Raw genomic sequence first — 21,209 nt, 5'->3', positions numbered from 1 at the left:
TTTTGCTAAGCAGATTCCGCAGAAGTTGCAGGAGGTGGCTGAGCAATTGATAATGTATTTCTGCAGGATTAATAGGGTAATTCGAAGTTATTATTATAAATAAGTATAGACATGTTCAATAAGATTCTTATAAAGTCAGGTTCTAATGTGGCAGAACGATATCTATCCATAGCAGATATTGTAGATATGATGTTCTACTTTAACGAAGTGCATGTTGTCATTTCTCAGTTTGAACTGAAGCAATTACTTGCAGTATTTGGCGAAGACTCTTTTTATGAATTAATAACGTCAAAGCGTTTGATTGTCCACCCTTGTGACCAGCACATAGGTGCTTCCAAATATGGGGAGTTTGATTCTGTAGGTTTGTTTCGCCATAATTTCCGTTCTATTGATGAACTTCTATTTAATTTTCATAAAGAAACAAGCAAGGATTTCAAAGAAAACAAAAGATTTGCTGACAGATTCTCAAAAGTTTTGTCAGAATATCGCTATCCCAAAGAGATAAATGATTCATTATATAAAGATGTCGAAAATGAGCATTTATTGTCGAAGGTAACACAAGTATTTATTAAACAATATTATCCGAATTATCAGAATGTTGAAGATATTCGTATTAAGGCAGACCCATCCGTATCTTCCTTTATGACATTTTATAAAATAGGTGGTAATCTTCGAATAAATGAATTGAATGAGATGCATCAACAGAATGGATATTCTGGTACATTTGGATATTCTACAATTCTAATGGCATTAGGTGAAACCCATATGGATTGTTATTTAGCCTCTGAGCTACAGGCAGAAATGATGGTGAACCAGCGTTGGAGTGAAGTGTATAAGCTCCGAATAAATGAGTGTATAAAACAGGTAGACAAAACTATAGACAATATAGATCATTTTCATGAAATGACAGCCAATGATTATTTATCTCCAGGGCAGTCTTTCGTAGATGGCTTGGTTTCCCCAAATGAATTGGTAAAAAACCTGAATTGCGACGATAGTGTGAAATTTCGCGAGTGGCTTTCGAAAATCCCACAAGGTCAACCAATATCTGGTGAACTATATAAAGCTATACAAAATCAAAATAGCAACAAATTATGGGTTAAGGGAATAAGGACCTTAGCACAAGTTGTTACGGGGTTGATACCAATAATAGGCCCAATAGCAGGTGGAGCACTTACTTGCTTAGATGGATTTGCTGGCGATAAAATAATCAATGGTTGGCAACCATCAATGTTTGTCAATAAAGTATTGACTAAGGGGCAATTCAAAAAGTAGTTTTTATTATTCTAGAATCACAAGCAAAAATGTAAATCACCACCTATGAGATATTTTTGTCCCTCGGCTATTTTTGACTATCCCGGGGGACAGCTGAGGGACAAAATGGGCGAAAATCTGCAAATATCGAAGTTAAAAATCAAAAATCTGCAAAAATGGGCGAAATTTTAAATGCCTGAAATTATGCGATTTATGAGCTATATTTGCAGATAATATGCTTTTCTTTGCAAAAAATCACTTTCCCACGCAGAAGTTTTTAAAGATATTTCCTAAAACTTCGTTGGGGGTGATTTGACCGCCGGTAATTTCGGCGAGGGTGTCAAGGGCTTGGCGGAGATCTTCACTCAGAAGGTCTCCGCTAAGTTGCATTTGGAGACCGTCGATAACGCGTTGGATGCTGTCGTGAGCACGCACCAAAGCGTCGTAATGACGGGCGTTGGTAACAATTATATCGTTTTCGGTTAGGGCTGGAATATTCGCTGCCTCGTAGATGGCTTGCTCTAACTCCTCAATACCGGTACCAAACTTAGCACTGATGGTGATAAATGGACGATTTAACAGATTGTAACTATTGTTATCTGCCTTGTCGGCTTTATTTTTGATAACGATAAGTTTCTTACTTTCAGTGCGTTGTAATACGTTGTTAAATTCTTCTGTCGAAGGCTCCGCATCAATCAGCCAAAGCACGATGCGGGCCTTGTCGATAGCAGCGTAAGTACGGGTAATACCTATCTGTTCTACCTCGTCCTGAGTCTGTCGGATACCTGCCGTATCGATAAAGCGGAAGGTGATACCATTAATGTCGATGGTGTCCTCGATGGTATCACGGGTGGTACCATGAATGTCGCTCACAATGGCGCGATCATCCTTTAACAGACGATTCAGAAGGGTGGATTTTCCCACGTTGGTCTTGCCCACAATGGCTACAGGGATACCTTGCTTAAGTGCCTGGCCCGTTTCAAAGCTCTTGGCTAATCGGGTGATGTGATTGTCAATCGTTTTCGTTAAATCCATCAGCTCGCTGCGGTCGGCAAACTCCAGATCTTCGTGGTCGGAGAAGTCGAGCTCCAGTTCTAAGAGTGAGGTGAGCTTGAGTAGCTGTTCGCGCAACTGGGCCAGTTTGGACGAAAAATGACCGCGCAACTGACTCATAGCTATCTGATGAGTAGCCTGATTGGTAGAGGCTATCAGGTCGGCTACAGCTTCGGCCTGCGAGAGGTCCATCTTGCCGTTCAGATAGGCACGCTGGGTAAACTCGCCCGGACCAGCTTGGCGGCAACCGTTGGCAATCAGCAGCGATAACACCTTGTTCAGGATATAACGCGAGCCGTGACATGAAATCTCTGCGCTCTCTTCGCCCGTATAAGAGTGGGGGGCGCGGAATACGCTCACCAGAACCTCGTCGACAATCTCTTCGCCGTTCTTAATATGCCCATAATGAATGGTGTTGGGCTGGGCTTGTGTGAGGTCCTTGGTAAATACACGAGAAAGAATCTCAAGTGTTTGAGTACCTGAGATTCTTATGATTCCTATTGCTCCGCCTGGGGCGGTAGCGAGTGCGCAAATTGTTTCGTTCATTAATGATTAAACATTAAACATTAAAGATTAAACATTAGATGCGGTCGAGAACTTTTTCGATAAGGGTATCGATGCTGTTCTTGTACTCGGTGTTCATCTTCTGGGCATAGCGGTTGGCGATAACCATGCAGCAGGTCATAGCACGATGACCCAGCAGCGATGCCATACCAGCGAGGGCTGATGACTCCATCTCGAAGTTGCAGATCTTCAAGCCATCATACTCAAAGCTCTCAATCTTCTCGTTCTGCTTGGGATCCTCGATATTGGCGCGCAGCACGCGTCCCTGAGGACCGTAGAATCCACCACACGAGATAGTATAGCCGCGAACCATATCGTCTTTAGCAATGCGGTCGATGAGCTCGGCATCGGCCACCGATACGTAAGGGGCACCCTTGATGGGGTTCCAGTTCATGTGCTGCTTAAAGGCCTCTTCAAGCTTCAGGTCGCACACCTTATTACGGTCGGCATAGTAGTTCAGCAAACCATCAAAACCAATGCTCTTTACGCTTGCTACGAAACATCCGGTAGGGGTGTTGGGTTGCAAACCGCCACAGGTACCGATACGTACCATGGTGAGGGTGCGATGCTCGGCTTTCTCCTCGCGGGTGTTATAATCGATGTTGGCGAGCGTGTCGAGCTCGTTGGCTACGATATCAATATTGTCACAGCCGATACCGTGACTCTGTACGGTGATGCGTTTGCCTTTATACATACCAGTAATGGTGTGGAACTCGCGGCTGCTAACCTCGCACTCCTTTGAGTCGAAGTGAGCTGCAACGGTGTCTACTCGGGCTGGATCGCCTACCAGCACCACCTTGTCGGCCAGCTGTTCTGGCTTCAGATGCAGATGGAAACATGAACCATCGGCATTGATAATCAGTTCTGATTCTGGAAAATTCTTCTTCATAGACTGTATGTATTATTGAATTTTACTTTTAATTTCTGCATTACGGATTGCTTTATCCAACTGTTTTACGTTGGCGTTCAGCTCTACAACCTCGGCTTCGAGCTTCAGAATCTCGTTCTTCAGCACTTTTCGGCCGTTGGTGTTGGCGGCGTGATATTGCTGGCGCAATTGGGCCAAGCGTGCGTTGGCGGTATCCAGCTTGCTCTGCTGTTCCACCAGTTCTGGGTAGAGCGATTTGGCCTCTTTCGACAGGAGGTTTACTGCCGCTTTACTTTTATTATTTGTTGATTCGGCTGATGTGCCAGCGGCGTATTTCTGTTTGATACGCTCGAGGGCGGCTTTGCGTTCTGTTCCGTCGCCCCAGGTATCAGCAATGCTGGTGATATCGGCCAGGTGACGAATCTGTTCTTCTGAATACACGGCGCCGTCGTAGGTCTTACGTGTTTCGGATGGCACGAAGATATAGATACATACCTTGCCCTCAGGCTGGCGACGATCGCTGGCGAAATAACCGATACGGTTGGTTTCGTCGATAGCGTACATGTAGTCGTTGGCCTCAGAGTTGAAAGGCATACCGATATTCTCGGGTTTCAGGAACGAGCCGCTACGCGAGTCGTAGCGCGTTACAAAGATGTCGTAGCCGCCAATACTCTCTTCGCCCTTACCGGCAAAGTAGAAGGTTACGCCATCGGCAAGCATAAAGGGGTAGGAGGCCTCGCTGATGCCCTCGCTGATACCAGTAAGGCGCTGTGGACGGCTCCATTCGTTGCCCAGTTTGTCGGATGTGAAGAGCTGTTGCAGTGTGTCGACAGGCTGACTGAAGTACACCTTGTTGCCCATCTCGTTGATGTAAAGGCAACCCTGCTGTTGGTTGTTGAAGAAGGTGCCCGTAGGCATCAGCTTACCCGATTCTGACGAGAGTCGGATCGAAGCCAAGAACTGCTCTTTATCGGTTACGATACTGTCGATGATCACAATTTGCTGTGTCATCTCGCGCATGTTGGTGATGCGTGGATCCTCCTGTGGCTCTTCAATCACAGGCACGGGTTTAGCTTTGGGCTTTACACGTTTACGTTTCTGTGCTGCCATCGGGAGCGATAGCAGTACGGCCAATGCGAGTATCGTAATTTTTCTCAGGTTCATATCTTATTCTTCTATTAGTTTGTTGTCAGTGTTCAGCGCGTTCCACATGCTGTAGCGGGCTTCGGGGTTCATCTGCTCGATAGCATCGTAGATGTGCTTGATGTCGGCGCGATGCGAGTGAGTCTCGTACGGACAGAGTTTCTGCTGTTTCTGATAGCCCTGCAACTCAGCGTACTGCTTGATGTCTTTCTCTTCGATCATACACAGCGGACGGATGATGGCGAGTGGCATCTTGCGCATCCTGAGCAGGGCGGGCATGGTGTCGAATCTGCCTTGGAAGGTGAGATTCATCAGTGCCGTATGCAGCAGGTCGTCCTGGTGATGCCCTAAGGCAATCTTGTTGCAACCTAACTCCTGCGCCAGATTAAACATCTGCTTGCGGCGGTTCCATGAGCACAGGAAACAGGGCGTTTTCTGCTTGCGGCGACGGGCAGCATCGGTAGGTTCCGATTCGGCTGTAGCGTCAACCTCGAAGCTAGTAGTTAGCACGTGGAGTTTTACGCCCAGGTTGTCGCAGAACTGCTGCAGGTAGCTGGTGTCGGTCTCGTAGTGGATGTTGGCCATCCTAACGTGCAAGGCCTCTACCTTGAATCGTGGATGCTGGATGCGCGAGCGCTTGGCCATCATTTCGAGCAATAGGAGCGAGTCCTTACCGCCCGATAGACCCACGAGTATGTGGTCATCATCTTCTATCAGATGATAAGTAGCCATCGCCTTGACAAAACGCTCATTGAGGCGATGCCAGAGGCGATGGCTCTCTTTATCTTGATTAAGCTTCTCCACGCAGATGCTTATCCATGTTCAATGCAGCACGACGGCCATCACCCATAGCGAGGATGACTGTTGCGCCACCACGCACGATGTCGCCACCAGCGAAGATCTCAGCACGAGACGACTGCATCTCCTCGCTCACAGCGATGGTGTTCTTGCGGCCCAGCTCCAAGCCCTCGATACTCTTTGGTACCAGTGGGTTTGGTGATACGCCAACGGCCACAATCACCTGATCAACATCGAGTGTTACGGTCTTGCCCTCAACGGGAACAGGACTGCGGCGACCTGATGCATCGGGCTCGCCCAGCTCCATCACCTGCAGAACAGCCTGCTTAACAGCACCTGTCTCATCGGCAATATACTCGATAGGGTTGTGCAGGGTGAGGAACTTAATGCCCTCTTCCTTAGCATGCTTCACCTCTTCCAGTCGGGCTGGCATCTCAACCTCGCTACGACGATATACCAATGTTACGTCGGCACCCAGACGCTTGGCTGTACGACAAGAGTCCATAGCGGTATTACCACCACCCACAACGAGCACGCTCTTGGCGGGGTTCAGTGGGGTATCTGTCTTTGGGTTGGCAGCATCCATCAGGTTCACACGAGTAAGATACTCGTTCGACGACATGATGTTGATACTGTTCTCACCAGGGATATTCATGAAGTTAGGCAGTCCGGCACCCGAACCAACGAAGATGCCCTTGAAGCCCTGAGCCTCAAGCTGCTCAACGCTGATGGTCTTACCCACAATCACGTCGGTCTGGAAGTGAACGCCCATCTTGGCCAGATTCTCGATTTCTACATCAACAATCTTGTTAGGCAGACGGAACTCGGGGATACCGTACTTCAGCACACCGCCGATTTCGTGCAGCGCCTCGAACACATACACATCGTAGCCCTTCTTTACCATGTCGCCAGCAAAGCTCAGTCCTGCAGGACCTGAACCTACTACGGCAATCTTCATACCGTTGGCTGGTGCAATCTCGGGCAGACTGATGTTGCCGCTCTCGCGCTCAAAGTCAGCAGCGAAACGCTCCAGATAGCCGATGGCTACAGCGGGCTCATTCATCTTCAGGTGGATACACTTGCTCTCACACTGCTTCTCCTGAGGACAAACACGTCCGCACACAGCGGGCAGGGCAGAGGTGTTCTTCAGCACCTTGGCAGCAGCCAGGAACTGACCGCGCTCGATGTTCTTGATGAACGATGGGATATTGATGTTTACAGGACAGCCCTCAACACAAGTTGGCTTGGCGCAGTCGAGACAGCGCTTAGCCTCGGTCATAGCCATCTCCTTGGTCAGACCGATGTTTACTTCCTCGGTACGTGTGGTAGCACGATAAACGGGGTCGAGCTCGGGCATGATCACGCGCTCAATCTGTGTGCGCTCCTTGGGTTTCATGCTCTTTCTGAGCTCATCGCGCCAGGCGGCGTTGCGGTCGGTCAGCACCTCGATAGAGGCCTCCTCCAACCCCTCCAAAGGGAGGGAAGCTTCAGTAGTTGCTGAGGTTGTTTCACCCCTCTTTTTGGAGGGGGCGGGGGAGGCTTCGTCTAAGTGCTCCTCGTAGTGGGCCAGTTCCTCCTGCTCCTCGCGCTTAAAAGTGCCCATACGCTTAAACATCTCGTCCCAGTCTACCAGTGCACCGTCGAACTCGGGTCCGTCGATACATACGAACTTTGTTTTGCCTCCGATGGTGAGTCGGCAAGCACCGCACATACCAGTTCCATCCACCATAATGGTGTTGAGCGATACCTCGCAAGGAATATTGTGCTTCTGTGCGGTGAGATTCGAGAACTTCATCATGATTGGAGGTCCGATGGCAAATACCTTGTCAACGTGTGGCTCCTGCTCAATAAACTTCTCGATACCAACGGTTACTACGCCCTTTTCGCCGTAGCTTCCATCATCGGTCATAATAATTACCTCGTCAGAACTCTCGCGTACCTTATCTTCAAGGATAATGAGGTCTTTCGAACGACCAGCCATTACTGAGAGCACGCGGTTACCAGCAGCTTTCAGGGCCTGGATAATGGGCAGCATTGGAGCAACGCCCAGTCCACCACCTGCACAAACCACGGTGCCGTAGTTCTCAATCTTAGTGGGGTTACCTAATGGACCAACCACGTCGGTCACATAGTCGCCCACATTCAGGGCACAGAGTTTCTTAGATGAGAGTCCCACCATCTGTACAACCAGTGTGATGGTTCCCTTTTCGATGTCTGCGCCAGCGATGGTAAGCGGCATGCGCTCACCCTTCTTGCCTACGCGCACGATCACAAAGTTACCGGCTTTACGGCTCTTTGCAATCAGTGGAGCTTCGATCTCGAAGAGAAATACTTTCTCGGAGAACTGCTCTTTTCTAACGATTTTGTTCATAAGTATTTGTAAGTTGTTGATTAATCAATCATGTCGCAACCCATGTAGGGTACGAGTGCTGCTGGAATCTTGATACCGTTTTCGGTCTGATTGTTCTCCAGCAGGGCAGTCACGATACGAGGCAGAGCCAAAGCCGATCCGTTCAGTGTGTGGCACAGTTCGGTCTTCTTGGTCTCGCTGTTACGGTAGCGGCACTTCAAGCGGTTAGCCTGATAGGTATCGAAGTTAGATACACTCGAAACCTCGAGCCAGCGTCCCTGAGCCTCTGAGTAAACCTCGAAGTCGTAGCAGATGGCGCTTGTAAAGCTCTGATCGCCACCGCAAAGCAGCAGAATACGATAGGGAAGCTCTAACTTCTTGAGCAGGCCCTCAACGTGCTCCAGCATCTCCTTGTGGCTCTCCTTTGAGTGCTCGGGCTTATCGATACGTACAATCTCAATCTTCGAGAACTCGTGCAGACGATTCAGTCCGCGAACGTCTTTACCGTATGAGCCAGCCTCACGACGGAAGCACTCTGTGTAAGCACAGTTCTTGATAGGCAGATCCTTTTCGTCGAGAATCACGTCGCGATAGATATTTGTTACAGGTACCTCGGCTGTTGGGATGAGATAGAAATCATCCACCTCGCAGTGGTACATCTGTCCCTCCTTATCGGGGAGCTGACCTGTACCGTAGCCTGATGCCGCGTTAACTACTGTAGGAGGCATGATCTCGGTGTATCCGCTCTTACGGGCCTCGTCGAGGAAGAAGTTGATGAGGGCACGCTGCAATCGGGCACCCTTACCGATATAAACGGGGAATCCGGCACCTGTGATCTTTACGCCCAGATCAAAGTCGATGAGGTTGTATTTCTTGGTGAGCTCCCAGTGGGGCAGGGGATTAGCGATACCCAGTGATGGGTTAACGTCCCAGTTGCCAACGGTGTCGTTAGCGGTGCACTCCTTCAGGTTGCTTTTTACTACGTGGTTATCCTCAGCAACGCGGCCCTCGGGCACCTCGTCGTAAGGGATGTTAGGAATCTGGCACAGCAGAGTGGTCATCTCCTCCTGAGCCTTGGCCATGGTTTCGTCCAGCTCCTTAGATTTCTCCTTGAGCTGAGCCACCTGAGCCTTTACCTGCTCGGCCTCGTCCTTCTTGCCCTCCTTCATCAGGCGGCCTATCTGTCCTGAAAGCTGCTTCTGCTCGTTCAGGCATTTGTCAAGTTCCTGCTGAGCTTCGCGACGCTGCTTGTCAACGGCCAATACATTGTCGATAGCCTCTTTGGCGCCGGCGAAGTGTTTCTTCTCCAATCCGCGAATTACGCGTTCTGTTTCCTCATTGATGAGTTTGAGTGTTAACATTTTAAATACGTATTTATTAGTTTATATTCTTTTCTAAGGCGCAAAGGTACAAATAATCGGTTAAATAGCCAAAGAAATAAGCTAAAAAAAGCAGAAATCCCGCTACTCCTTGCGGAGTGCGGGATCCTGTTGTTTGTTTGGAATAAGTGTTTCTTAATAATTCTCTTAGGCCTCAGCGTTTGGAATTACTGATACAACGCTCTTGTTGTACTTGCCCTTGTGGAAGTTTACGGTACCATCTACGAGAGCGTAGAGAGTGTCGTCCTTACCAATGGCAACGTTGTTACCAGGATTGTGCTTTGTACCACGCTGGCGAACGATGATGTTACCAGCAACGCACTGCTGACCACCGAAGATCTTGATGCCAAGTCGCTGAGCTGCGCTCTCACGACCGTTCTTAGAACTACCTACACCTTTTTTATGTGCCATAATGTTGTTCCTCCTACGTTTTTAAGCGATTACCGACTTGATTACTACTTCTGTGAACTGCTCACGATGACCGTTGCGAACGCGATAGTCCTTACGACGCTTCATCTTGAAAACGATGACCTTGTCACCCTTTACGAGTGGGTTCACTACTTCACACACTACTTTTGCTCCGTCTACGGTGGGAGCGCCTACCTTTACTGCACCGTCAGCATCTACGAGCAGTACCTTGTCAAATTCAACAGTCTTGCCTGCCTCAACATCCTTGATGTGGTGCACGAAGAGCTTCTTGCCCTCCTCGGCCTTGAACTGCTGACCCTGAATTTCTACAATTGCGTACATTTTGCTTTTATTTGTATTTAGGGGTTTTTCCGCGAGGCGGCATACGTTCGTACACACTTAACTCTGCCCCAACGGACTCTAACGGGGTGCAAAGGTACACATTTTTATTGAACATTGAACATTGAACATTGAACTTTGGCGAAGATTTATGAAAGTTTAACTATTGGGGTAGGGATAAAAAAAAGAGCAATGACTTTCGCAAGCGATCGCTCCATATCTTCAATAGGTATTAGTCTTCTAAGGTAAAAAGATTGTTTTCAGGATAACGGTGGCAAAGGTAAGGTTTTTTTTGGAAACTCACAAATTTTTTCGCGTTTTTTTTTGACGAACTGCCTCCGTGTGCCTACACAAAGTTGTTAATTAAACAAATTTAACTAAAATTACCATGTAATCGATTGCAAAATGGGGGTATTTTGTGTTTTAAATAATACAAATTATTTGGTTGCTTTCTGAAGCTTTTTCAGTCGGCGTTGAGCGTCGCCGGCATCGGGATAAAGCTCGAGTGCTTTCTGATAGTTGCGGATGGCGGCTTCGGTCATGTGTTCGTGCTCGCACTCGCGACCCATGATGGTGTATTCGGCAGCCAGGCGCTTCAGCATCTCGCGCTTAGCCTCCAGTTCGTTCTTCAGCTGGGCCATCTCGGTTGCGTGGTTCTCCTTCAGACGTTCTATCTCACGTTTCTGGCGATTGATAATCTCCAGCTTATGGCGGATATAACGACGGATATGCGGCTTCTCGATATCGTAGCGCAGATGGATGGCTTTGAAGAATGAGTCGAGGAATGATTTGAAATCACCTCGGTCAAAGGCGGTTACGGCATCGTGGTATTCGCGGTCGGCCTTACCTTCCTGCAGGGCCTGGTTAATCATCTGCTGGTTGTTGTACTGATTGGCAAACCTTACTACCTCGGCGCGTACAAAGATATCGCTGGGGCGTAAGGGCTCTTTCAGCGTGATGCCTTCGAGCGATGTACAGCGCGAAAGGGCCACATAAGTCTGTCCGCCAGCAAAGGCGCCCCCGCCACCAAAGTCGATGGAGATTTGCGAAAAAGTCAGGCCCTGACTCTTGTGTACTGTAATGGCCCACGCCAGGCGAAGTGGAAACTGGGTATAGGTGCCCAGCAGCTCTTCCTCAATCTTCTGTTCCTTCTCGTTAAAGGTGTAGCGCATGTTCTCCCAGATGTCGCGCTCCACGTCGAACTCCTCGTTATCTTCGGTCATCACACCAATCACGCCGCCTTCCTCGTCGATATACTCGATGGTGCCCAGCGTACCGTTAACCCAGCGTTTCTCCTTATCGTTCTTGATAAAGATAATCTGCGCGCCTGGTTTCAGGTGCAGCTCCATGGGAGTGGGCAACGAGCTTTCGGGGAAGTTACCTTTTATCTCGCCCTTAAACATGCTCACTTCGCCATCCAGCGCATCCAGATGCTGGTCGTTAATGAAATCAACGGTATCCCTGCGGGCAGCGAGAGTGATGGAGAGCGGTGAGGGGGGCGAGGAGGGAGTGCTGTCCGAGGAAGGAGGAAGGAGGGGAGAGGAAGGAGATTTCTCCACTCTCGAATTGAGTGAATCTAAATCGTGCTGGGTGGCGGTGTTGTTGCGGATGCGATCCAGGATGGCGATAAACTTATCGTCGGTCTGGCGATACACCTTACGCAGCTCGATAGACACAATCGGCATCGTCTGCCACACTTTGGCATTAAAGAAATAGGCCGAAGGGTAGAAGGGCTGTAACAGCTGTCGGTCGTCGTCCTTCAGCACGGGTTCCAGCTGGAAGATATCGCCCACCAGCAACAGCTGTTTGCCACCAAATGGTTCGGGGTTACGCGTGTACGCGCGTAATACCTTATCTATAAAGTCGATGATATCGGCACGCACCATCGATATCTCGTCGATGATAATCAGCTCCACCTCGCGTATCAGTTTGCACTGGGCGCCGTTATATTTCAGGGTTTTCTTCAGGTTCTTCCAACTGTACTGCACATCGTTGGGCAATAGCGGGTGGAAGGGGAGTTTAAAAAAGCTGTGAAGTGTTGATCCGCCTGCATTGATAGCCGCAATGCCGGTAGGTGCCAGTATCACATGTTTCTTTTTGGTGTTCTTCGAAACGTAGCGCAGAAAGGTGGATTTACCAGTGCCCGCTTTTCCGGTTAGGAAAAGCGAGCGCCGTGTATAGTTGATGATCTGGAGAGCGTCTTGCCACTCTTTGTTGTCCAGATCAAGTTGCTGTTCTGCTTGCATTAATCTTTTTTCTCGGTAGCTTCGCCGTTATTGTTTGGTGTTGGTGTGGTGTTGGCGTTCTCGTGGTCGGCCTCACCGGTCTTGATGCTGCCATCGCCCTGCACCTCAATCAGCTCGCCGCTCTCCGAAACGTGGAGCGAGTCGACAGCGATTGAGTCGGAATCCGAAGGCATAGCCAGATAACCGCCGCAGCCATACATGTTCTGTGTGAGCGAGTTATCCTTTGATGCGCCAAACTTAGCGTGATACTTCTGGAAGGCAGGATCCTTGAGCAGACTGCCCAGGAAGTAACCACAGATGGGCAGTGCCGTACGGTTACCCTGACCCAGCATACCCGAACGGAAGTGGATGCAACGATACTCGCCGCCTACCCATGCGCCACAAACCAGGTTAGGTGTGGTGCCGATGAACCAGGCATCAGAGTGGTTGTTTGATGTACCTGTCTTACCACCAAAGTCGGTGTCGGTCACGTCATAGCCTACAAAACCTCTCAGGCGCGAGCTGGTGCCGCTCATACCACCCATCAGCAACTGCTGTACCAGGAAGGCGCTGCGATAAGGAATGGCCTGTTCGCCCTGTGTGGGAGCCTCGTAGATCACGTTACCGTCGCGGTCCTCAATCTTGCTTACCAGTATGGGGTCGTGCTGTACACCATCGTTACAAGGTGTGCAGTAGGCGCTCACCATCTCCAGCAGGTTTACGTCGCTCGAACCCAGCGCCAGGGCTGGGGTAGCGTCGAGCTTGCTCTTGATACCCATGTCGTGGGCGGTCTTTACGATATTGTCGATACCGCACTCCTGACCCAGGCGAACGGCTACCGAGTTGATACTCATGGCAAAAGCCTGCTTCAGGGTGATGTCGGCATTCGAGAAACGTCCGTCGGCATTGGTTGGTGCCCATGTCACCTCCTCGCCGTGATCCATCACCTTCATCGAGAAGTACTCGTCTTTGCGGGTGTCGCAAGGGGTGATGCCCTGATTCATGGCCTCGGTGTAAACAAACAGCTTGAAGGTAGAACCTGGCTGACGCATGGCGGTAACCTTGTCGTATTTCCAGGTCTTGAAGTCAACGTCGCCCACCCAAGCCTTTACGTGTCCGGTCTGAGGCTCGATGGCCACAAATCCGCAGTGCATAAAGCGCTCCATATAGCGCAGCGAGTCGAGTGTAGAAATCTCCTTCTCGATATAGCCCGTCTCGCTGTCGTAGTCGAACAGGCGTACCTTATGAGGCAGGTTCAGATAGTAATCGATAGAGTCCTGATTATCCTCGAACTTGCGACTCAGATATTTATAATAAGGTGTCTTCTTGGCCAGATCCTCGATAAAGTGGGGGATCTCAACGTGGCGCTCGTCCTGCCAGGGGTTTGTGCTGCCCCAGTGCGAGTTAAAGCTCTTCTGAACCTGTTTCATCTGCTTTACAGCAGCCTCCTCGGCATACTTCTGCATGCGCGAGTCGAGTGTGGTGTAAATCTTCAGTCCCTCGGTGTAGTAAGCGTATTTGTTGTTCTCGCCGTAGTAGTCGGTACACCAGCTCTTCATAAAGTCGGCCACAGCCTCGCGGAAGTAGTTGGCTTCGCCGTCGTAGGCATTCTCCACGCTGTAGTCCAGCTTAATCTCCAGCTGTTTCAGCGAGTCGCACTCCTGTTTGGTCAGGTCGCCGTGCTGGTGCATCAGGTCGAGCACAATGTTACGACGCTTCAGCGAGTTGTTGGGGTTAATCAGCGGGTTATAGTAGGTGGTAGCCTTCAGCATACCTACCAGCACAGCTGCTTTCTCGGTAGTAAGCTCCTTTGGCGAGCAACCGAAATAAGTTTTGCAGGCCGTCTTGATGCCGAATGCGTTCGAACCGAAGTCAACGGTGTTGGCATACTGTGTAAGAATCTCGTTCTTGGTAAAGAAGAACTCCAGCTTATAGGCTGTAATCCACTCCTTGCTCTTCAGGATGAGCATCTTGATGCCGGGGATGTTACCCAGCAAACCTGTAGAATACTCCGAACGTGTGCGGAACAGGTTCTTGGCCAACTGCTGTGTGATGGTTGATGCGCCACGTGCATCGTGATGCAGGGCGTAGTCCTTCAGAGCAGCTGCAAAAGCCTGATAATCGATACCATGATGACTGTAGAAACGCTCATCTTCGGTATCAATCAGGGCCTTCCAGAAGGCGGGGTTAACATCGTCGTAGCCTACAGGGGTGCGGTTCTCGCTAAAGAACTTACCAATCTGTTTGCCATCGGCACTGAGAATCATCGAAGCCTCGGCTGGGCGCTTGTTCTTGATGGTACTCATCGAGGGGCTCTTACCAAACAGCCACAGGAAGTTGATATCGACTGCTACCAGATACAGGAAGAAAGCTATTACCAGCGAGGCAATGCCTACCAGTATCTTAACGTACCAGGCACGTCCCTGATACAAGCCTTTATACCAAGGCCAGAAACCTTTGATTTTCTGCAGAGCCAGATTCAGCCAGCCCATCAATTTTTCAGTTGTTTCGTTGCTCATAGTCTTGAGATATGTAACTATAAATTTGTTCTATTTCGTCGGGGTGAAACCACCTTATCTGTTCATCTTTCTTATACCATGTTAATTGTTTGCGTGCGTATCGCCTGGTGTTACCCTTTATACGTTCAACGGCCTCTTCCAGTGTCCAGGTGCCGTCGATGTAGGCAAACATCTCTTTATAACCCACCGTGTTGAGCGCGTTCATGTGGCGCATCGGGTACAAACGTTGTGCTTCGTCCAGCAGTCCGTCGGTCATCATCTGGTCAACGCGTTGGTTGATGCGGTTGTACAGTTCCTCGCGGTCGCGGTTCAGTCCGATTTTTACAATGCGGAACGGACGTTCTTTCTTCTCGCGTTTGCGGAACGAGGTGTAGGTCTTACCTGTCATCAGGCATATCTCCAGTCCGTGCACCACGCGGCGAGGGTTCTGCTTGTCAACTATCTCGTAGTACTCAGGGTCAAGCCTTCTAAGTTCTTCTACTAGAGGTTCTAGACCTTCGCTAGATAACCTAGCTTTTAGGGCTTCGCGAGTTGCATCGTCAACCGTTGGTATGTCGTCGATACCATTGCACACAGCATCAATATACATCATACTGCCACCAGTAAGCAGGGCGTAGTCGCTATACTCAAACTCGCGCTGCAGAATGTCCAGAACCTGCTGTTCAAAGAGCGATGCACTGTAGTAATCGTGCAGCGAGAGCGATCCCACAAAGTAGTGGGGCACTCGTCGCATTTGCTCGATGGTGGGACTCGCTGTCCCTATCTTCAGCTCCTTGTATATCTGCCTCGAATCGGCATTGATGATAGGTATGCCAAAGTGCTGGGCTATGTCGAGACACAAGGCTGTTTTGCCTACGGCCGTTGGCCCTGTGATCACGATAAGCGTTTTAGCGGATGACACCTCTCTTCGAATTTTCGATAAACGAGCAGATATATTCTACCTCCTTAGAGTCGGGGTACTTAGCGCGGGCCTCGGCCACACCTTCCTTCATCACACCCTTTGAGTAGATGATACGGTAGGCATCGTGGATGGCCTCGATGGTCTCGTTAGAGAAACCACGACGGCGCAGTCCGATCAGGTTCACGCCAGCATAGCGGATAGGCTCCTTACCAGCAATCACGTAGGGAGGAATGTCCTGACTGGTACGGCTACCACCCTGGAACATGATGTAACCACCCACGTGCAGGAACTGGTGGAACAGACAGCAGGCCGAGATGATAGCGTTGTCGTCAACTACTACCTCGCCGGCAAACTTGGTTGAGTTACCGATGATACAGCCGTTACCAATCTCACAGTCGTGTCCGATATGCATATTCTCCATCAGCAGGTTACCGTTACCCACGGTGGTCTTACCCTTCGAGGCAGTACCACGACTGATGGTTACGTTTTCGCGGATAGAGTTGTTGTCGCCAATCTCGCAGGTGGTCTCTTCGCCCACAAACTTCAGGTCCTGGGGCTTGGTAGAGATTGATGCACCTGGGAAGATCTCGTTGTTGTTACCCAGACGGGTACCAAAATGCAGTGTTACGCTGTTATACAGCTTGTTGTTGTCGCCGATTACTACGTTCTTGTCGATCACGCAGAAAGGGCCGATAATATTGTTGTCGCCCAGTTTTGCCTCGGGATCAACAATTGCCATTGGATGTATCTGATTTGCCATATGTTTCTTTGAACTTTGAACTTTACTTATTCTTTACGATCTGGGCGGTGAAGGTGGCCTCGCTTACTACGTGGTCGCCAACGAAAACGTAGCCCTTCATCGATGAGATACCGTGACGTACGGGTGCCAACAGCTCAACCTTGAAAATCAGGGTGTCGCCTGGTACCACCTTCTGACGGAACTTCACATCATCTATCTTCATAAAGTAGGTGCTCCAGCGCTCGGGCTCCTCCAGTGTGTTCAGTACCAGCAGTCCGCCGCACTGGGCCATAGCCTCAATCTGCAGCACACCTGGCATTACGGGCTCCTGTGGGAAGTGTCCCTGGAAGAAAGGCTCGTTGGCGGTGATGTTCTTGATACCTACGATAGTGGTTGCGCCCAGCTCTACCACCTTGTCAACCAGCTGCATGGGGTAGCGGTGTGGCAGCAGTTCACGAATACGGTTCACGTCCATGATTGGCTCCTCGTTCGGATCGTAGATAGGTGCCTGGATCTCGTGCTTGCGAATCTCCTTGCGCATCATGCGTGCGAACTTATTATTTACGGTGTGGCCAGGACGTGTGGCAATGATGCGTCCCTTGATGGGCTTACCAATCAGTGCCATATCGCCGATGATATCCAGCAGCTTGTGGCGTGTGCACTCGTTCTCCCACTGCAGGGGCTTGTGCTGAATGTAACCCAGGTCGGTAGCGTCGCGATGCTCCACGTGCAGCATGTCAGCCAGCATGTCCAGACGCTCCTGAGTGGTCTGACGCTCGTAGATAACGATGGCGTTATCCAGGTCGCCGCCCTTAATCAGGTTGGCCTGCAGCAGAGGCTCGATATCGCGTACAAACACGAAGGTACGTGCGCTGGCAATCTCGGTGGCATACTTGGCGGGGTCGTCGAGTGTTGCAAACTGCGAGTTGATAAACTTACTCTCGAACGAGCACATGGCGGTGATGGTGAATGCATCGTCGGGCAGGATGGTGATGCACGATCCTGTCTGCTCGTCCTTAATCTCTATCTTCTTGCGGATGATATAGTAATCCTTGGGTGCGTTCTGCTCCTCGATGCCCACCTCCTGAATCTTGTTTACGTAGAGGATGGCCGAACCGTCGAGGATAGGGAACTCGGGACCGTTAACCTGAATCAAGCAGTTGTCGATGCCCAGTGCATAGAGGGCCGACAAACCATGTTCAACGGTCGAAACGCGCGCATCACCCTTAGCCAGCACGGTACCGCGCTGGGTATCGATTACGTTCTCGGCAATGGCGTCGATGTCGATGATAGGCTGACCCTCCAGGTCGATTCGCTGAATCTTATAACCTGTATTCTCGGGGGCAGGGTTGAATGTAACGGTCAGGTTCAAACCTGTATGCAGACCTTTTCCGAACAAAGAAAAGCTGCCTTTCAGTGTTTTCTGTTTCATATCATTTATTTTCTTTTATTTCTCCAGTTTTTCTTTCAGGGCGTCGATCTCGCGCTGCAGGGCGGCTACCTGGCGATACATATCGGGCAGCTTGGCATCGATGGCGCGTGCTTTGAAGTACATCTTTGGATTAACGGCGGGCGAACCGATCAGCTGCTCACCATTACCCTTGGTGTTGCTGATCACACCGCACTGGGCACCTACAAAAGTCTTGTCGGCCACCTGGATGTGTCCTGCAAATCCAGCCTGTCCGCCAACCATACACCAGGCACCAATCTTGGTGCTGCCTGCCAGACCTACCTGAGCACTCATCACGGTGTTCTCGCCAATCTCGCAGTTGTGAGCCACCTGAATCAGGTTGTCCAGCTTCACACCCTTGCGGATGGTGGTCTGTCCCATGGTGCTGCGGTCGATACAAGTGTTGGCACCAATCTCAACGTTATCCTCGATCACTACGATACCAATCTGTGGAATCTTATCGTAGCCCTCGGTGTTAGGTGCAAAGCCAAAGCCGTCGGCACCTACCACGCTACCTGCGTGTATTGTAACATTATTTCCAATCTTACATCCCTGATAGATGGTTACATGGGGGTAGAACAGGCATTTCTGACCTACCTGTACGCCATCGCCAATCACGGTGTGGGGATAAATCTGACAGCCGTCGCCGATCACAGCGCCATCGCCAATCACGGCGAATGCACCGATATACACGTTCTCGCCAACCTTAGCCTTGGGCGAGATTGATGCCAGTGGGTCGATACCCGTCTTGGCAGGCTTCATGCTCTCGTAGAACTGCAACAGCTTGGCCACGCACTCGTAGGCGTTTTTCACGCGAATCAGTGTGCAGCTTACTGGGCGCTCCAGTTCTACATCCTCGTTAATCAGTACTACGCTCGACTTGGTGTCGTAAATGTAATGGGTATATTTTGGGTTTGAGAGAAACGAAATGGCTCCCTCAACGCCCTCTTCAATCTTAGCGAAAGTGCGAACGGCTGCATTCTCATTGCCTTCCACTCTTCCCTGTATCAATTCTGCAATTTGTTTGGCTGTAAACTCCATATTGTTTGCAATTATTTAAAAATCCGTGCAAAGATAACTATTTTTCTTCAAATCTTTGATAACAAAGATAATATTTTCGTATTTTTTTTGATAGTAACTGAACATTTAGCAGCTCCGAGGCTTCCGATATGTCTCTGATTTCGCCGTTTTTGTAAAGTATTTGTATCTTATCATCATCCACGTTGTACATATCCTTCTGGATGGTGTTCAGACTCATCAGATAGTGGGCATCCTCGTAAGCTATGTCCATGTGCTGGGCAATGCTGCGTTTCAGTTCGTCCAGGCGTTCGGCTGTGGGCTCTTCCTCCAGTACCTCCACCTTGAAGATGTGGCGGTCCAGCATGTCGGTAGCCAGTGTGGCCAGTATCTTGTCGCTGTGGTGCTTCCAGGCCTTCATGGCACTCCAGATGTCGCTGTCGTCCAGCTCGCTGTAGTACTGCAGCGCCTCGGTATGGGTGGCAAACCACTCGGCATCGATATCGTTCTCCAGGAAGTAGAGTAGGGCGGGCGATGCAAACACCTGCTGGCCGTTTCGTATCAGCCACTTGGCGCGGTTCAGCATGTTTACCAGCACCTTTTCGTAGGCCACACATGTGCGGTGCAGATACACCTGCCAGTACATCAGTCGTCGGGTGGTCAGATAGTTCTCCAGCGAGTAGATACCCTTCTGTTCTACTACAAGGCTATCGTCTACCACGTTCAGCATCTTGATGATACGTGCGCTACCGATGTTTCCCTCGGTAACGCCCGTGTAGAACGAGTCGCGTCGCAGGTAGTCCAGTCGGTCCATATCCAACTGACTGGATATCAGCTGGTGCAGGAAGTTCTTCGGATACTCGCCTTTGAATATCGAGATAGCCAGATTCAGCTGTCCGTTCAACGAGCGGTTAATCTCCTCCATCATCATCAGCGAGATCTCCTCGTGACTGATGCCGCTAATCAGCGTGTTCTCCAGTACATGCGAGAACGGACCGTGCCCGATGTCGTGCATCAGGATGGCGGCCTGTACCGCCTCGGCTTCCGAGTCGAAGATAAACTGCCCCTTCTGTTGCAGGTTCTGTATAGCCTCGCTCATCAGGTGGAAAGCACCTAGCGAGTGCTGGAATCGCGTATGCCTAGCCCCAGGATACACCACAGAGGCCAACCCCAACTGATTGATGCGGTTCAGCCTCTGAAAAAGCGGGTGCTCTACAATCCCGTAGAGTATGCCGCGTGGTATCTTGATAAACCCGAAAACCGGGTCGTTAATGATCTTAACCTCGCCCACTTGTTACATTGAACATTGAACATTGAACATTGACCATTAGCAGATGCCGGCATCTGCCAGGATCTTGGCCATCTGCTGCTGCAGCTCCTGGGCCTTCTGTCCGGCCACCTCGTCAAAGTCCTTCTCATTGCTGGCGTAGATAATGCCGCGACTAGAGTTAACCAGCAGACCGCAGTCCTTAATCATGCCGTACTTGCAAACCTCCTCCAGACTGCCGCCCTGCGCACCAACGCCAGGAACCAGCAGGAAGTGGTTAGGAGCCAGCTTGCGGATGTCCTCAAACATCTGTCCCTGTGTGGCACCAACCACGTACATCATGTTCTCGTCGTTGCCCCATTCCTGACTCTTCTTCAGTACCTTCTCAAACAATCGCTCGCCATTCTCGTCCTTCATCAGCTGGAAGTCGTGGCTGCCCTTATTGCTGGTAAGAGCCAGCAGCACCACCCATTTGCCGTCGTAGCCCAGGAATGGTGTAACGCTATCCTCGCCCATGTAAGGTGCAACGGTCAGCGCATCCACGTTGTACTGCTCAAAGAAAGTCTTGGCATACATCTTCGATGTGTTACCGATATCGCCGCGCTTGGCATCGGCTATAATCAGGTGCTTGGGATAGTTCTCCTGCAGATATTCGATAATGCCCTCGAAAGCGGCCATACCCTCAATGCCGTAAGCCTCGTAGAAGGCCAGGTTGGGCTTGTAGGCCACACAGTAGGGAGCAGTAGCATCAATAATGCGGGTGCTAAACTCAAACAGCATGCCGAAGGTCATCTCCTCCTCCTCGTACTCTTTCTTCACAATCTCCTTCAGGCCTTTGGGCATCTTGTCCAGGTCTGTGTCCAGTCCCACGCACAGAAAGCTCTGCTTCTCGCGAATCTGTTCTATCAGTTCTTTTCTGGTCATATCTTTGTTTT

The 21,209-nt window shown here is 50.1% G+C and carries 17 protein-coding genes; 1 reads left to right on the top strand and 16 read right to left on the bottom strand.

Features of this window, described 5'->3' with window-relative positions:
* Positions 1–111 precede the first annotated feature (111 nt).
* The gene (locus BLU97_RS07070) at positions 112–1,275 is read left to right on the top strand and encodes a hypothetical protein (protein ID WP_074760847.1); all 1,164 of its coding nucleotides are present in this window, start codon (positions 112–114) and stop codon (positions 1,273–1,275) included.
* A gap of 234 nt (positions 1,276–1,509) precedes the next feature.
* On the opposite strand, the gene mnmE is transcribed toward BLU97_RS07070, so the two are convergent.
* The 16 genes from mnmE to pyrF all read right to left on the bottom strand — a co-directional run bounded on the left by mnmE (position 1,510) and on the right by pyrF (position 21,198).
* Positions 1,510–2,853 (bottom strand): tRNA uridine-5-carboxymethylaminomethyl(34) synthesis GTPase MnmE, encoded by a 1,344-nt coding sequence (gene mnmE / locus BLU97_RS07065; RefSeq protein WP_074760846.1) that lies wholly within the window; start codon positions 2,851–2,853, stop codon positions 1,510–1,512.
* A gap of 34 nt (positions 2,854–2,887) precedes the next feature.
* Complete coding sequence (locus tag BLU97_RS07060) at positions 2,888–3,760, bottom strand: nucleoside phosphorylase (RefSeq protein WP_013064290.1); 873 nt, start codon at positions 3,758–3,760, stop codon at positions 2,888–2,890.
* A 12-nt stretch (positions 3,761–3,772) separates the two neighbouring features.
* Positions 3,773–4,903 carry a hypothetical protein gene (locus tag BLU97_RS07055; protein WP_139208888.1) on the bottom strand — a complete coding sequence of 377 codons (1,131 nt, stop codon included), beginning with the start codon at positions 4,901–4,903 and terminating at the stop codon, positions 3,773–3,775.
* Between the two features lie 3 nt (positions 4,904–4,906).
* Positions 4,907–5,686 (bottom strand): tRNA 2-thiocytidine biosynthesis TtcA family protein, encoded by a 780-nt coding sequence (locus BLU97_RS07050; protein WP_074760845.1) that lies wholly within the window; start codon positions 5,684–5,686, stop codon positions 4,907–4,909.
* Positions 5,673–8,051 (bottom strand): bifunctional dihydroorotate dehydrogenase B NAD binding subunit/NADPH-dependent glutamate synthase, encoded by a 2,379-nt coding sequence (locus tag BLU97_RS07045; protein ID WP_074760844.1) that lies wholly within the window; start codon positions 8,049–8,051, stop codon positions 5,673–5,675. The genes BLU97_RS07050 and BLU97_RS07045 overlap by 14 nt, the downstream gene beginning before the upstream one ends.
* 20 nt (positions 8,052–8,071) lie before the next feature.
* Positions 8,072–9,391 carry a serine--tRNA ligase gene (serS, locus tag BLU97_RS07040; protein WP_074760843.1) on the bottom strand — a complete coding sequence of 440 codons (1,320 nt, stop codon included), beginning with the start codon at positions 9,389–9,391 and terminating at the stop codon, positions 8,072–8,074.
* Positions 9,392–9,556: 165 nt separating this feature from the next.
* Positions 9,557–9,820, bottom strand: coding sequence for a 50S ribosomal protein L27 (gene rpmA / locus BLU97_RS07035; RefSeq protein ID WP_013064241.1), 264 nt, complete (start codon positions 9,818–9,820; stop codon positions 9,557–9,559).
* 21 nt (positions 9,821–9,841) lie between these two features.
* The gene (gene rplU / locus BLU97_RS07030) at positions 9,842–10,159 is read right to left on the bottom strand and encodes a 50S ribosomal protein L21 (RefSeq protein WP_028903441.1); all 318 of its coding nucleotides are present in this window, start codon (positions 10,157–10,159) and stop codon (positions 9,842–9,844) included.
* A 434-nt stretch (positions 10,160–10,593) separates the two neighbouring features.
* Positions 10,594–12,402 (bottom strand): ATP-dependent RecD-like DNA helicase, encoded by a 1,809-nt coding sequence (locus tag BLU97_RS07025; protein WP_074760842.1) that lies wholly within the window; start codon positions 12,400–12,402, stop codon positions 10,594–10,596.
* Complete coding sequence (locus tag BLU97_RS07020; RefSeq protein WP_074760841.1) at positions 12,402–14,900, bottom strand: transglycosylase domain-containing protein; 2,499 nt, start codon at positions 14,898–14,900, stop codon at positions 12,402–12,404. The genes BLU97_RS07025 and BLU97_RS07020 overlap by 1 nt, the downstream gene beginning before the upstream one ends.
* Positions 14,881–15,801, bottom strand: a complete 921-nt coding sequence (gene miaA, locus BLU97_RS07015; protein WP_074760840.1) for a tRNA (adenosine(37)-N6)-dimethylallyltransferase MiaA — start codon at positions 15,799–15,801, stop codon at positions 14,881–14,883. Before miaA ends, BLU97_RS07020 begins: the two co-directional genes overlap by 20 nt.
* A complete protein-coding gene (gene lpxA, locus BLU97_RS07010) occupies positions 15,788–16,561 on the bottom strand; it encodes an acyl-ACP--UDP-N-acetylglucosamine O-acyltransferase (protein ID WP_074760839.1) in 774 nt (257 codons plus the stop codon). Before lpxA ends, miaA begins: the two co-directional genes overlap by 14 nt.
* A 22-nt stretch (positions 16,562–16,583) precedes the next feature.
* Positions 16,584–17,981, bottom strand: coding sequence for a bifunctional UDP-3-O-[3-hydroxymyristoyl] N-acetylglucosamine deacetylase/3-hydroxyacyl-ACP dehydratase (locus tag BLU97_RS07005; protein ID WP_139208886.1), 1,398 nt, complete (start codon positions 17,979–17,981; stop codon positions 16,584–16,586).
* 6 nt (positions 17,982–17,987) lie between these two features.
* Positions 17,988–19,031 carry a UDP-3-O-(3-hydroxymyristoyl)glucosamine N-acyltransferase gene (lpxD, locus tag BLU97_RS07000; protein WP_013064825.1) on the bottom strand — a complete coding sequence of 348 codons (1,044 nt, stop codon included), beginning with the start codon at positions 19,029–19,031 and terminating at the stop codon, positions 17,988–17,990.
* Between the two features lie 37 nt (positions 19,032–19,068).
* On the bottom strand, positions 19,069–20,298 hold the full coding sequence (locus tag BLU97_RS06995) for an HD domain-containing protein (RefSeq protein WP_074760837.1): 1,230 nt from the start codon (positions 20,296–20,298) through the stop codon (positions 19,069–19,071).
* 36 nt (positions 20,299–20,334) lie between these two features.
* Positions 20,335–21,198: an orotidine-5'-phosphate decarboxylase gene (gene pyrF, locus BLU97_RS06990; protein ID WP_013063298.1), complete on the bottom strand. Its 864-nt coding sequence runs from the start codon at positions 21,196–21,198 to the stop codon at positions 20,335–20,337.
* Positions 21,199–21,209: the final 11 nt, after the last annotated feature.

Origin of the sequence: Xylanibacter ruminicola, assembly GCF_900107775.1 — a bacterium.
Classification (GTDB): Bacteria; Bacteroidota; Bacteroidia; order Bacteroidales; family Bacteroidaceae; genus Prevotella; species Prevotella ruminicola_C.
The sequence above is the reverse complement of the archived record's forward strand: the minus strand, read 5'-3'. Positions and strand labels throughout refer to the sequence as shown.